We start from the raw sequence: 12,682 nt of genomic DNA on the forward strand, positions 1-12,682 counted from the left end.
CGGTTCACTCGATCGGCTCCGGCAGCAACGCGGGTGACACCGGCACCCGGTGTGCCGGCTGGTCCAGGCCCAGCAACGCATAGCAGGTCTCGCGCAGGATGGTCAGTGCCTGCCCCGGGCGTCCCGTGATGGTCCGCACCACCTCCGCGCGCTTGAGGTCGGTGGGCGGCTTCGCCCGGTACACCTGCGGCGCCAGCGGACGATCGAGACGCAACGGCGCCGCGATCCGCGAAACCAGGTCGGCCGGGCTGCCCGCCCGCACGCCGTCGAGGGAACCAGCGCTCATCAGGGTCGGCAGACCGAGGCCCGCGGCGTACTGGAGCACCGAGCCGAGGTCCCCGACGGCGAGGTCGGCGGCCGCGAGTGCCGCCCGCCAGCCCTCCTCCGGCGGCAGGAGGACGAGCCCGCGCTCACGCGGACCGGACAGCCACGCGAGGACCTGCCGACGGCTGTAGGCATGCCAAACGAACGGATGCAGCACCGCCACCACCAGATGGTCCGGCTGCGGCAGTTCCTCGACCAGCCGGGCGAAAATCGTCGGGTCGGTACCGAACAGCGAGTGTTTCGACCAGGTCGACGAGACGACCACGATCCGCTGCCCCGTGGACGCGCCGAGCGCGTGCCGGTACGCGTCCCGATACGGACGGCCTGCCAGCATCCGGTCGAACGACGGGTCGCCTGCGACGACCGCGCCGGGCAGCGCCTCGGGACAGGTTTCGGCCAGCACGAGCTTTTCGTCGTCGGTCGCGAGCGCCAGGGCGGCCGGGATCACGTCGTCACCGCGCATGAGGTGATCGCGGTGCAGACCGTGCCGCCGGACGTCGCCGTCGTACCCGATCCTGGACCCGAGGCTGCCCACCCCGTGTGGCATCAGGACGACCGGCCCGTCGAGTTCGGCCAGACCCCAGTCGCAGGCCGCCAGCACCAGGTCGAACCGTGTGCTCACGGCCTGCCGCCACGGGATGACCAGGCCGTCGAACCGACGGACGTACTCGCCGATTCCCGCCCAGCGGTATCCGGTTTCCGGAGTCGACAGCATCACCTGGATCCGCATGTCGCTTTCCAGTGCGGGCAAGATGTCCAGCAGCCGTTCGCCTGCCTGGACGTGCGGCACCACGACAAGAATCCGCTTCACACCGGGCAGGCTCATCCAGAAGTCGGCCACGCGGTCGCCTGCCGCGATCACCCGGCCCGTATCCGTCATGCTCGGTGACAGCACTGGTTCAGCACGGGAAGACATCGATTTTCCCCAGGTCCTTCACCATTCGCGCGCCGCCGGTGCCGACGATTTCGACCGCGATGCCGAGACTCGCCTGGGCGTCCTCGTTGTAAACGGGTCCGACTTGCCCGGTCCACCGGGTTCCCTCGGCGGTGCCCTCCATCGGCAAGGAGAACGTGCTCCCGGGGACGGTCACGAGGATCAACGCCGACTTGGCACCGGGCGAGACCGTCACACGAACGGTCGAGGAGGTCGGCTTGCTGCCGCAGGTACCACTGTCTGCGGCCGCAATCTGACGATGCTGAACCCAGGAATCGGTCACGGACAGGGCCGAGTCCCGCACGCCGTTCCCACCGGCGGCCGGAGGTACGGCGGCCGGCGGCGGGACGTTCGTCCGCGTCGCCGAGGCCGGGTCGCCGGTGACCGCTGACGGCGCGCTCGGCTGGTCGATCGGTCCAGGCAGCGGGGGCGGCGGGGGCAGCGGGACCGGCACCTCGACCGGAGTCGAGGGCGCCGCGATGGTCGGCTCCGCGGGCAGGGCTTCCCCCGCATCAGGGTGCGGGAAGAGCGATATCGAGATCACGACCGCCGCGGCTGTGGCCGCGGCGACCTTGTACTTGACCGTGGGGAGGAACCGATCGAGCAGATCTCCGGCCATGGCCAGCCCGGGAACGGCCAAAATGATTCTCATCAGGGCGGTGCGGTCGTCGCAGCGGCGACCGCACCGCTTGCACGCACCGATATGAGACCGGACTTCGCGAAGCAGCTCCGGCGAGTCTTCTTTGCGCTCCGCAAGGCAGCGCGGGATCACACAGCGGTTCGGTCCCTCGCCGGGATCGGTGACGAGCACCGTCACCGTGGCCGCGTCGCGGAGCGCTTTCGCGCCCCGCCTGCGCCGGTTCCTCACCTCGTTCAGCCGCACGCCGGACTGTTCGGCCAGCTGGACTTCCGTGGAGAGCTTGAGCGCCACTTCCAGGTGCAGGACGACGTCCTCGTAGCGGGTCTTGTCCAGGAATCTCCAGACCCGGTCAAGGAACTCCAGCATGTCGAGCCGCAACCGGGTGGCACGGAAGAAGTCGGCGCGCGGATCCGCGCCGTCCTCGATTTCCGTCCACATGTCTTCACGGGACGCCTTTCGCTTCCTCAAGAGGTCCCGTGCCGAATTGATCGCGACCATGCAGAGCCAGGCACGCACGTCCTTGACGTCCTTGCCGGGTGCCTTCTTCATGGCCTTCTCGACGGCCGTTTGGGTCGCGTCCTCGGCATCATGGACGTTCTTCACTATCTTGAAACAAGCGGCGTACATGTCGGGCAGGTACTGATCGATGGCGCAGGCGATACGTTCCCACTTGAGCAGCGGGTCTTCCGGTGGGGTCATGTCGTAGAGACGAGCCGCGTGAGCCATCGACGCGAGCTTTCGGACGACTGTGCCCCTTCGAGTGAAAGGCACCTGCCGGTCCGGTGGATGTGGTCACGAGGTTCTGCACATCCAGTGAGCGAGCGCCGCCTATTGAGGAGCCTTTTCTGCCACCCGAACGTGCTGACCGTGACCGCGGTCCTCAGCGATCTGGCTCGTGCCGAACATTTCCGTGCAAATGCCCCACCTGGATCGCCGTGCCGAAGTCGCCGCCGGTGATGATGTTTGTCGTGCCCGCCGCTCGCGGGGCGTCCGGAGTGACCGGCGCGGGTTCCGCCTCGGCGCCGAAGCCGTGTGTCAGCAAGTCGCCGCTCGGCCTGGGCACATAGAGGTGGACCATGCCCGAGTACTCCTTGACCTGGACCCGCCGGGCCACCAGCAAAGACGAAGGAAGCCGCGCGTATTCCGTCTGCAGCACGTCCTCGAAGACCCGCTGCGACAACGCCACCGCCAAGAACGTCTGCCCGGGATCGGATCGCGCCAGCAGGTCACGCACCTCGGGCGCGTCGAGCAGCCGATGCGTCGTGATCACCGTGCTGCCGACCACGGCCGCGGAGCCGGGATCCCGGACCGGGCCGACGTTCAGGCTCGCCCGCATCCGCAGCCGGACTCGCCGGTCGCCTGCGGGCCACCGGGCGTCCCGTTCCGCCAGCGCCTCCTGGAGCGCGTCGAAGAACCGCATCACCACCGCGGGCAGGTGACGCGTCGCGAAACCGATCCCGAAACCGTCGCCGGTGTCATGCGGGAACAACGCCTCACGCCAGACGTGGCCGAGCCCCGCGCGTTCGAAGGCGAGCGCCAGCACGTCGGGAATGGCGTCCGCGAGCACCGCCTGCCCTCGATCGGAATGACCGCCGAATTCCTTGGTGTCCACGACCAGCACCGCACGGTACGGCGGCAATTCGTCGATGTCCGTCATCGCGCTCCTTTCCCGAATTCAGAGTGCGACGTGGCCGGTGATACCCACGACCGTGTCGCCACCGACCCAGATCTCGCCGTCGGACTGCTCGATGTGCACCCGCCCGCGGCGGTGCAGCTTCGTGCCCTGAGCGGCGACATATGCGGCCGGGGCCACGGCGGCGGGAATGAGCCACTGCGCGATCGCGGCGTTCAGGCTGCCGGTCACCGGGTCCTCCACGAACGTGCCGTCCTCATCGACGAACGCCCGCACCTCGAAGTCGGCCTCGCCGCCCGGCGGGTGCGGGCCGAACACGCCGACGTCCGGATATTCACCGAACGCGGCCGGATCGGGGTCGAGTGCCAGTACCGCCTCGGCGGAGGCGAGTTGCACCGCGACCCACGCCGGCCCGTTCTCCGCCCACCGCGCGGCCAGGATGTCGCCCGGTTCGACCCGCAACGCCGCGGCCAGAACGTCCACCGTCGATGGCGGTACGGGACCACTTCGGCGCAACGGCGGAGCGGCGAAGGCGAGCCGGTCCCCGTCGCGCCGCACCGCGACCAGACCGGCGCCGCACTCCTGTACCAGGCGACCTGCCGTCTTCGGCGTGCCACCGCGCTCCAGCCACGCACGAGCGGACCCGAGCGTCGGGTGGCCCGCGAAGGGCAACTCGCGGCTCGTGGTGAAGATCCGCAGCCGGTAGTCGGCGGCCGGATCGGTCGGCGACAGCAGGAACGTGGTCTCACTCAGGTTCGTCCAGCGAGCGAACGCCGCCATCTGCCCGGTGGTGAGGTCATCGGCATCGTGAACCACCGCGACCGGATTTCCGGACAGGAACTCGTCGGTGAACACATCGACCTGACTGAACGCTCGCATGCCCTCAAAGCTACCGACCGGGCGCGGGGTGTGGTGCGTTCGGCCGGCATTGACTATCCACAAAGGACGCCCCTTGATAGCCAAATGTCTGATTAGTGCCTATATGAGTGGTTCTTGACCAGGGTCGTGAGTGGTAACGAGCGTTCTAACCCTCATTACCACTCACGACCCTCTCTTGAAATCACGCAAATGGCCCAAACCGGGCACCCGCGCCCCCGGGAAGTGTCCTTTGTGGATACCCAAGGAGCGTCGGAGGCTCACTTACGAGTCGCTGCCGCCTCGAACCCGACAGGCCATGTTCGACGGCGTCCATCACTGCATCAGACGCAGCGAAGGGAGCCTTCGCCCCACCGCGTAGCCGGGCGAGCATTCCGACACCGCTCCGCGGCGGGTGTCGAGCTGCTGGAGCCGTTCGAGGAACACCGCCTTGGTGATGTCGCCGGTGTCGACCGTGGTGCCGAAGCCCGCCGGTCGGGTCGGCGTGCCCGGCTTACCGGGACCCGCACCGTCCCCCGGGTCGGCCCGCTGATCCGTCGTGGCGACCGCCGGACGCCGCGTGGCGGTGCCAGCCCTACCTACCGTCCATAATGGACGACACATTCGAGAGTGACCGGCGTCACTATTCGGCGGATTGCGGCAACCTCCGGCACCCGCGAACGCCTTCAAGCTCAGGAAGAACCGATATCGGCACCTGGGGAGCACATGAAGAGACTTTTCGTCATGCTGACCGCGATACTGGCGGTACTCGCGTTGACACCCGCCGCGCCCGCCGGCGCGGCGACCCGCTTCGACCGGGAGCTCCAGTCGCGCATCGCACGCGCCCAGGCGTATGCCGACAGCAGGCCCGGTGACACCGGAATCGTCCTCCGGGACCGGTGGACCGGCGCCGTCTACCGGAGCCAGGCCGCCGGGACCCTCATCTGGGCCTGCTCCACCCCGAAGCTGGCGATGGTCGTCGATCTGTTGCTGCGCAACGATTCCGGGGCCGTCCAGCTGACCGCCGAAGACCGGGACCTGATCCACCGGATGCTCAACTCCAGCGACGACGCCGCCGCGCACACGCTGTGGACCCGGTACGGCGGCGAGGCCGAGTTCGCCAAGCGCTTCCCGTCGTACGGGATGACCGACATGCGGTTCACCGACCAGCACCCGCACCACTGGGGCTGGATCCTGACCACCGCGAACGACCTGGACCGGCTGGTCAACTACGTCCTGACCGAACTCCCCCGCCGGCACCGGGACTACATCGTCCGCGAAATGCGCACTGTCGACGTCAACCAGCAGTGGGGGGTCTGGGGCGCCGGCCCCACCGCGCGCCCCGGCAACAAGAACGGCTGGTCCGACGACAACGACGACGGCTCCTGGATCATGAACTCGGTCGGTTTCGTCGGCCCGCACGAGCGCTACACCCTGTCGCTCATGAACAACACCAAGGTCATCCAGAACGGTTACGAAACCGGCCAGGAGACCACCACGAAGATCAGCGAGATCCTGTTCAAGGGATACTTCAAGGGCTGACCGGGCGCTTGACCCAGACGCTCCACAATGGACCGTCGAGCCCTTCGAATACGGCCTTCGACGACCTCGCGCAAGCCCCGAACGAACCCTTGTTCCCGTGACGAACCACCTGTTTTAGTCGGGACGTCCCGCACACGGCGGGAACTGGTTCTTCCGGAAAGCGAGGCACGATGCGCGGATTCGAAAAGGCGTTACCCCGCAGGATCGGCACGATGGTGAGTGCCGTGGTGGTGGCGGCCGGCATCGCCGTCACCGGCTCCGGCACGGCGTCGGCCGCGGACTATTACTACGAATTGCCGTACCCGGCCGGCGAGGCCTATCAGGTCACGCAGGGACCGGAGGGCACGTACTCCCACGTCGGTCCTTACAACGAATACGCCTGGGACTTCGGTCTCCCGGCCGACTACGAGGTGTCCGCCGCGCAGGGTGGCGAGATCATCTTCTCGAATTGGTCGCCGTACTGGCAGAACGGCATCGAGGTGCTCATCCGGCACTCCAACGGCACCTGCACGCACTACGCGCATCTGAACCGGGCCCTCTACAACGCGGGCACCTGGGTGCCTCAGGGCCGGGTCGTCGGCTGGTCGGGCAGCACCGGGGCGTCCACCGCGCCGCATCTGCACTTCCAGGTGATCGACTGCGGCAGCCGCGTGGGCATCCCCGCCGCCATCCAGGGCTGGACCCCGTCGACCGGCACCTGGCCGGTCAGCGTCAACAACTACGCGTGAGGTCGCGCTGCTCTTTCGTCTCCTACCAGAGGGTGGACGGCCCGGAGACCACCCAGCCGGTGTCGACGGGTTTGACCCAAAAGCCCAACGCCACGTCGATCACCTGCTCGCGATAGGTGATTTCGACATAGAGGTGGCTACCGCTCTCACCCCAGGCGAAACTCCCGAGACCGAGTTCGCCGAGCCACGACATGTCGCGCGCCCACTCATCGGGCACGGGGTCGTCATCGGTGTTCACTCCGACGGAACCGGACCAGAGCGCCTTGAGTACGTGCCGGGCCGAAGTATGGTCGACGAGCTTCTCGGCCACAGGCATTTTTCCCGCCCGCACGAGGCCGAAATAGTGGCGTACGACCGCCTCGACGTCGTTCTCGGCAGGCCGCTCCGTCCAGATCTTCACCGTCGAGACGATAGGGGGACGGACCGGCGCCACCAAGCGATTTCACCGGCCGCGGAAGCGCGCGGCCAGTGCGGCGATCGGTGACCGTCGGGCCCGCACCGGGAGCCGTCCGGAGGTGATGTCCGCCAGCAGGGTCGCGACGGTTTCCCTGGCGCAGGTGCGGTTCGCGCCGATTCCGCCCGAGGGGCCGCGTTTGATCCAGCCGACCACGTAGGCGCCGCTACGGCTGTCGACGCGGCCCGCGGTGTTCGGAATCGTGCCGCGGGCCTCGTCGAACGGCAGGCCGGGCACCGGTGTCCCGCGGTAGCCGACCGCGCGGACGACCTGTCCCGCGGCGATCTCGACCGGCCCGTCCGCACCGGTGACCCGGAGACCGCGCACCTGCGTGTCGCCGACGATCCCGGTGGGAGCGGAGTGGAAGCGCAGGACGATCCGGCGCGAGTCCGCGACCGGCGGCGCGGTCCAGTCGACGGTCTCGCGGCCGAGTTCGCGCAGCAGCGACGCTTTGCCGGTGCCCGCGTCGATCGCGGCCGTGGTGCGCGGGTCCGCGTCGTCGACGACGAGCGGCACCCCGGCCCGCTGTGCCAGCGCGAGCAGTTCCGGGGAGGTGTAGGCGGCGTCCTCCGGCCCGCGCCTGGCGAGCAGGACGACCTCACGGACCTTGCTCGTACGCAACCGTTCCAGCGCGTGCGGGGCGATCGTGGTGCCGGTCAGCGCGGCGGGATCGGCGGTGAGGATCCTGGCGACGTCCAAGGCGACGTTGCCGGTGCCGACCAGCACGACCCGTTCCGCGGAGAGGTCCACGGCGTTCGCGGGTATGTCCGGGTGGCCGTTGTACCAGCCGACGACGGTGGTCGCGGCGATGCTGCCCGGCAGGTCCTCGCCGTCGAGGCCGAGACGGCGTGCGGACGAGGCTCCGACGGCGTAGACCACCGCGTCGTGGCGCTCGGCCAGCTCGTCGACGGTGACGTCGCGACCGACCTCGGTGCCGAGGCGCATCCGCAGCCGCGGGTGCTCGTGGAACCGCGAGAAGGTTTCGCCGATCCGTTTCGTGGCGGGGTGGTCCGGGGCGACGCCGAAGCGGACGAGCCCGCCCGCGACCGGCAAGCGGTCGATCAGGGTGACCCGCGCGTTCGTGTGCAGGAGCAGATCCTCGACGGCGTACATGCCGGCCGGGCCGGTGCCGACGACCGCGACGTCCGGCGGCGCGAAGTCGCTCGGGATGGCCCGGTCGAACGTCGGAGGACTCCAGTGGTGGAAGTTCGGCGCGGGGTCGGCCGCGGGCACGGTCTCGCGGCCGGCGTAGTAGTCCGCGTTGAGCCCCGCGTAGACCTGGAGCGAACCGGTCAGCAGATCGGCGGGGAAGATCGCGTCCACCGGGCAGGCGTCCGCGCAGGCTCCGCAGTCGATGCACGAGGCCGGGTCGACGTAGAGCATCTCCGTGGTGCCGAAGTCGGGCTCGTCCGGGGTCGGGTGGATGCAGTTGACCGGGCAGACCGACACGCAAGTGGCGTCGTTGCAACAGGTCTGGGTGATCGCGAAGGCCATGTCAGATCAGGTTCGCCCGCTTGTAGAACACCAGGGCGGGCCGGGTGAGCAGGCCGCACGAGCCGAGGAACTCCATCAGCCCGGCACAGCTGGACCGCATCATCGACTTGTGGTGCTCATTGGCCTTCGCCTCGCGCAGCGCACGTTCGGCGTCGAGTCCCGCGTTCTTGTAGACGTCGCGATTGATCATGCTGCTGACGATGAAGTACGACGCGATCGCGATGACCAGCGCGTTGATCCGGCGGCGCAGGAAACCCGCGCCCTCCAGCTGTTCCCGCGTCTCCTCACGGGCGAACTTCATATGCCGCGACTCTTCGACGACGTGGATGTTGTTGATGGTCCGAACGAACGGGACCACCCGCTCGTCGCGCATCCAGTCGCGCTGCATCACGTCGAGGACTTCTTCGGCGACGAGGATCGCCGCGTACGCCGCTTCACCGCGGGCCGTCGCCTTGAAGACGCGGCCGAGTTCGACGGCGAGCCTGCGCGGACGGTACGGGGGCGCGCCGAGCTTCTCCGCCCCGCGGGCGAACATGATCGAATGCCGGCATTCGTCCGCGATCTCGGTCAGCGCCCACTGGAACGCCGGGTCGGTCGGGTCCTTGGCGTAGAAATCGCGCAGCACCATCTGCTGCAGGATCATCTCGAACCAGATACCGGTGCTCGCGACCGAGGCGGCTTCCTGGCGCGTGAGCTCCTTCTGCTGCTCCGGAGTCATCTCCGCCCAGTAAGCCGTGCCGTAGAGGGTGCTCCACTCCGGGCTGGCACCGTGGAAATCCTTGTCCAGCGGCGTTTCCCAGTCCACCTCGGTGGCCGGGTCGTAGGACAGCATCGCGGAGGAATCGAGCAACCGCCGCGCGGTCTCGTGGCGGCCCGCACCGGCCGCTTCCGCGGTGCGGGGCACATCGGTGCTGGTCATACGGACCTCCCTGACTAGGCGTTACCGGGGTTCACTGTTACCCAAGGTAACACCTAAATGGCGGCGCCGCGAGAGGGGGATCTCAGGAGCGTGCGCGGCCCCGCCGTCCCGCCAGGGTCAGCGCGATTCCGGCGGCCACCACCACGGCGCCCGCGATCACGTTGCTCAGCCAGGTCGCCGTGGTCAGCTCGGGCATGCCCGGATACTCGAGCGGTACCAGACCACGGCCGCGCGAGATCACCCAGGGCGAAACGAGCACCCAGGCGCCGAGAACCGGAATCACCCACGCCACGGAGCGCAGACCGGCGGAGCGCGCGCAGCCGGTGGCGAACAGCGCGAGCACTATCCCGCTGATCATGTTGGTCGCCGCGATGCTGAAGGTGCCGGTGAACTGGATGACCCACGGCGACAGGATCAAGTACACGCCGGCCAGGAGCACGAGCCCGATCGAGAACCCGGAAGAGCCGATGGCCTCGCCGGCATCCTCTCGTGCGTGCATCACTTCTTGCCCTTTGTCAGATGCGGTGGTCCGGACCGCCATACTCATTCACCTCCGTGTCGGTTCTTTCTCTCAGACCGCGTGCGGGTAGGTTTCCGGCAACTCGCCGCTCGTCCAGCGAGCCGTGGGCTCGAGAGGTTCGAGTGCCCGGGTTTCGTCGATGTGGATGACGGCGTCGAACTGGTCCGCGACACGGCTGTGGAAGTAGTGACTCCGGCGTTCGGTCCGCGGACGGTAGATCACGCCGATCGCCCGTTCCAGCCGTGCCGGCCGCAAGGCCTCGGCTGCTCGTTTCGCGGTGCCGGAATCCGAGGTGAAGGCCAGCATGAATTCGTCTTGCCCGACCTTGTGGAACAGCCCCTCGACGCTGGCGGACAGCGAGGGCCGGACCTGTTTGCGTCGCGCGGGTGCGCCCCAGTCGTCCGCGGCGGTGACGGTGCCGGTGTGGGTGGTGAACCCGATGAGGCGGCAGTCGCCGGGGTGCCGTTCACGGACGAGCTGCCCGAGGTTGATCTCGCCACCGGCGGACATCTCGGTGGCACGGGCGTCGCCGAGATGGGAATTGTGCGCCCAGACCACGATTTTCGCCGGTTCGCCGTGCTGCTTCCCGAGATGCTCGGCGAGGGCGTCCAAGGTGTCGGCCATATGCCGGTCCCGCAGATTCCACGAGGAGATCCGGCCGCCGAACATCGAGCGGTAGTACTGCTCGGCGGCCTGCACCAGCCTGGCGTTGCGCTCGGCGTAGAACTGCTCGTCCGCCGCCACCATGCCGTCCCGGCGGGCGTGGTCGGCCGCGTGCCGCCGCAGGTCGACCAGTTGCTCGAGCACCTCCCGTTCGCACGGCTCACCGGCGCCGAACGCCGCGGCCGCACCATACTTTTCGGCCCCGCCCTCGTGATGGTCGAAGCAGGCGTAGCGCTCGCGCGCCCGGGCCGCGGCGGCCGGATCGACGCCATCGAGGTAGGCGATCACCTCCTCGATCGATCGATGCAGGCTGTACAGATCGAGGCCGTAGAAGCCGGCCCGGTCCCGGTCTTCCCCCGCCCGGTCGTTGTGCTCCCGCAGCCAGCCGACGAAGTCCAGCACCTCGGCGTTACGCCACATCCAGGTCGGGAACCGCGTGAAGCCGCGCAAGGCCTCCTCCGCGGTCTGGTCCTCGCCACCATGGCGCACGTAGCGGTTCACCCGGTAGGCGTCCGGCCAGTCCGCCTCGACGGCGACCGCGTGGAAACCCTTGTCCTCGATGAGCCGGCGGGTCATCGCCGCGCGGGCCGCGTAGAACTCGTGCGTGCCGTGCGACGCCTCGCCGATCAGGACCAGCCGGGCGTCACCGATCAGGTCGGACAACGCCTGATCGGACGGCACGCCGTTGTCCACCGGTATGGCGGCCGCGCGGACGGCCGACACCGGGTCTTCCTTTCGCCGCCCTGCAGAAGGGGAAGACGAGGCGGCGCGCAGCAGGCTACGCACCTCTTCGTCGGTGGTCTGGCCGAAGTCCCGATACGAGGCGCCGACGGCGGAGAACGGTGTCGGCGTCGTCGCGCACACCATCTCGTCGACTTCCCGCCCGACCTCCGCGCAGGTCGACTTGGGTGCGGCGGGAACCGCGACCACCAGCCGCGCCGGGCCCAGTTCACGCAGCGCACGGATCGTGGCGCGCATACTGGCTCCGGTCGCCAGGCCGTCGTCGACCACGAGCACCGTTTTGCCCGCGACCTCGGTCATCGGCCTGCTCCCCCGGTACGCCTGTTCGCGGCGGGCGAGCTCGCGGCTTTCCTCCTCGGCCACCCGTTCGATGTCCTCGGGCCCGACACCGGTGCCACGGACCACGTCGTCGTTGAGGATCATCACCCCGCCGCTGGCGATGGCCCCCATCGCCAGTTCAGGCTGTCCGGGCAGGCCGAGCTTGCGGACGCCGAACACGTCGAGCTTGGCGTTCAAGGCGGCGGCGACCTCGAAAGCGACCGGCACCCCGCCGCGAGGCAAGCCCAGGACGACGACGTCGTCACGGTCGCGATAGTCCGTCAAGAGACCCGCCAGCACCCGGCCGGCATCCCGTCGATCACGAAACACACGCTGTGCCATGGCCTTCGGATAGCCCGGCCCGAACCGGCCCAAACCCGCCGGATTCAGCCGGTGTCGTGCCTGATCGGCCCGGTCATCGTGCGTGCGGTGAGAGGCCCGCGTACGCGGCCAGACGGAGGGCGAGCCCGTCTTCCGCCTCGGCCGCCCCGAGCGGCGGTGGCTCGAGCAGCGCCGTGGCCTCGTCCGAGTACATGCTCTCCGCGAAGGTGGCGACCGCCCGTGGTGACGGCAGCAGTTCGAGACCCTGGTAGCCGACGACGATCAGGTCTTCGCCGCTGCTGGTCTCCACGGCGAAGGCCCACCCGTGCCCTTCGTCCCAGAGCAAAGCGACGTCGCGGTCCGGTCTGCTCGGCAGTCTTCGCTCAAGCGCGATGTACGCGCTCGCGATCGGTTCTAGCTGCACGCAACAGGCGTCTCCGTGCAACCCCAGCGCCTCGATCACCAGGCTCACATACCGGTGCAGCCCCTTCAGGATCACGTCGTCGAATTGCGGTTCCATGCCGATCGCCACCTCGTGCTCGTCCTCGCCGGCACTGCGGCGCCGGCTGCTCGACGCGGCAATGAGGTTCACTCCG

General features: G+C 68.7%; 13 protein-coding genes. 2 read left to right on the forward strand and 11 right to left on the reverse strand.

Going from position 1 to position 12,682, the window contains the following annotated elements; genetic code table 11:
* Positions 1-4 precede the first annotated feature (4 nt).
* The 5 genes from DMH03_RS24285 to DMH03_RS42610 form a co-directional block, all read right to left on the reverse strand.
* Positions 5-1,204 carry a hypothetical protein gene (locus DMH03_RS24285; RefSeq protein ID WP_125794300.1) on the reverse strand — a complete coding sequence of 400 codons (1,200 nt, stop codon included), beginning with the start codon at positions 1,202-1,204 and terminating at the stop codon, positions 5-7.
* A 19-nt stretch (positions 1,205-1,223) separates the two neighbouring features.
* Complete coding sequence (locus tag DMH03_RS24290; protein ID WP_125794301.1) at positions 1,224-2,624, reverse strand: RNA polymerase sigma factor; 1,401 nt, start codon at positions 2,622-2,624, stop codon at positions 1,224-1,226.
* 154 nt (positions 2,625-2,778) lie between these two features.
* Complete coding sequence (locus DMH03_RS24295) at positions 2,779-3,555, reverse strand: hypothetical protein (protein ID WP_125794302.1); 777 nt, start codon at positions 3,553-3,555, stop codon at positions 2,779-2,781.
* Between the two features lie 18 nt (positions 3,556-3,573).
* On the reverse strand, positions 3,574-4,410 hold the full coding sequence (locus tag DMH03_RS24300; protein WP_125794303.1) for a PhzF family phenazine biosynthesis protein: 837 nt from the start codon (positions 4,408-4,410) through the stop codon (positions 3,574-3,576).
* A gap of 312 nt (positions 4,411-4,722) precedes the next feature.
* The gene (locus DMH03_RS42610) at positions 4,723-5,010 is read right to left on the reverse strand and encodes a hypothetical protein (RefSeq protein ID WP_233611614.1); all 288 of its coding nucleotides are present in this window, start codon (positions 5,008-5,010) and stop codon (positions 4,723-4,725) included.
* 102 nt (positions 5,011-5,112) lie between these two features.
* Between DMH03_RS42610 and DMH03_RS24310 the strand changes: the two genes are divergently transcribed.
* A complete protein-coding gene (locus DMH03_RS24310; RefSeq protein WP_125794304.1) occupies positions 5,113-5,928 on the forward strand; it encodes a serine hydrolase in 816 nt (271 codons plus the stop codon).
* 170 nt (positions 5,929-6,098) lie between these two features.
* Entirely contained in the window at positions 6,099-6,656 is a 558-nt protein-coding gene (locus tag DMH03_RS24315; RefSeq protein WP_125794305.1) for a M23 family metallopeptidase, read from the forward strand.
* A gap of 22 nt (positions 6,657-6,678) precedes the next feature.
* On the opposite strand, the gene DMH03_RS24320 is transcribed toward DMH03_RS24315, so the two are convergent.
* The 6 genes from DMH03_RS24320 to DMH03_RS24345 all read right to left on the reverse strand — a co-directional run bounded on the left by DMH03_RS24320 (position 6,679) and on the right by DMH03_RS24345 (position 12,678).
* Positions 6,679-7,056, reverse strand: coding sequence for a hypothetical protein (locus tag DMH03_RS24320; protein WP_125794306.1), 378 nt, complete (start codon positions 7,054-7,056; stop codon positions 6,679-6,681).
* A 42-nt stretch (positions 7,057-7,098) separates the two neighbouring features.
* Positions 7,099-8,604, reverse strand: coding sequence for an FAD-dependent oxidoreductase (locus tag DMH03_RS24325; protein WP_125794307.1), 1,506 nt, complete (start codon positions 8,602-8,604; stop codon positions 7,099-7,101).
* A 1-nt stretch (position 8,605) separates the two neighbouring features.
* Positions 8,606-9,523 (reverse strand): diiron oxygenase, encoded by a 918-nt coding sequence (locus DMH03_RS24330; protein WP_125794308.1) that lies wholly within the window; start codon positions 9,521-9,523, stop codon positions 8,606-8,608.
* Between the two features lie 82 nt (positions 9,524-9,605).
* Positions 9,606-10,022: an SPW repeat protein gene (locus DMH03_RS24335; protein WP_158633113.1), complete on the reverse strand. Its 417-nt coding sequence runs from the start codon at positions 10,020-10,022 to the stop codon at positions 9,606-9,608.
* Between the two features lie 72 nt (positions 10,023-10,094).
* Entirely contained in the window at positions 10,095-12,107 is a 2,013-nt protein-coding gene (locus DMH03_RS24340) for an erythromycin esterase family protein (RefSeq protein ID WP_125794310.1), read from the reverse strand.
* 73 nt (positions 12,108-12,180) lie between these two features.
* Entirely contained in the window at positions 12,181-12,678 is a 498-nt protein-coding gene (locus tag DMH03_RS24345; protein WP_125794311.1) for a DUF6292 family protein, read from the reverse strand.
* Positions 12,679-12,682 lie beyond the last annotated feature (4 nt).

This window comes from Amycolatopsis sp. WAC 01376, from assembly GCF_003947415.1.
In the GTDB taxonomy this organism is placed as follows: domain Bacteria; phylum Actinomycetota; class Actinomycetes; order Mycobacteriales; family Pseudonocardiaceae; genus Amycolatopsis.

What these genes read in the sequence shown, in the direction of transcription:
- DMH03_RS24285 (WP_125794300.1), bottom strand. Translation starts at nt 1,204, where the DNA reads ATGACGGATACGGGCCGGGTGATCGCGGCAGGCGACCGCGTGGCCGAC.
- DMH03_RS24290 (WP_125794301.1), bottom strand. Translation starts at nt 2,624, where the DNA reads ATGGCTCACGCGGCTCGTCTCTACGACATGACCCCACCGGAAGACCCG.
- DMH03_RS24295 (WP_125794302.1), bottom strand. Translation starts at nt 3,555, where the DNA reads ATGACGGACATCGACGAATTGCCGCCGTACCGTGCGGTGCTGGTCGTG.
- DMH03_RS24300 (WP_125794303.1), bottom strand. Translation starts at nt 4,410, where the DNA reads ATGCGAGCGTTCAGTCAGGTCGATGTGTTCACCGACGAGTTCCTGTCC.
- DMH03_RS42610 (WP_233611614.1), bottom strand. Translation starts at nt 5,010, where the DNA reads ATGTGTCGTCCATTATGGACGGTAGGTAGGGCTGGCACCGCCACGCGG.
- DMH03_RS24310 (WP_125794304.1), top strand. Translation starts at nt 5,113, where the DNA reads ATGAAGAGACTTTTCGTCATGCTGACCGCGATACTGGCGGTACTCGCG.
- DMH03_RS24315 (WP_125794305.1), top strand. Translation starts at nt 6,099, where the DNA reads ATGCGCGGATTCGAAAAGGCGTTACCCCGCAGGATCGGCACGATGGTG.
- DMH03_RS24325 (WP_125794307.1), bottom strand. Translation starts at nt 8,604, where the DNA reads ATGGCCTTCGCGATCACCCAGACCTGTTGCAACGACGCCACTTGCGTG.
- DMH03_RS24330 (WP_125794308.1), bottom strand. Translation starts at nt 9,523, where the DNA reads ATGACCAGCACCGATGTGCCCCGCACCGCGGAAGCGGCCGGTGCGGGC.
- DMH03_RS24335 (WP_158633113.1), bottom strand. Translation starts at nt 10,022, where the DNA reads ATGCACGCACGAGAGGATGCCGGCGAGGCCATCGGCTCTTCCGGGTTC.
- DMH03_RS24340 (WP_125794310.1), bottom strand. Translation starts at nt 12,107, where the DNA reads ATGGCACAGCGTGTGTTTCGTGATCGACGGGATGCCGGCCGGGTGCTG.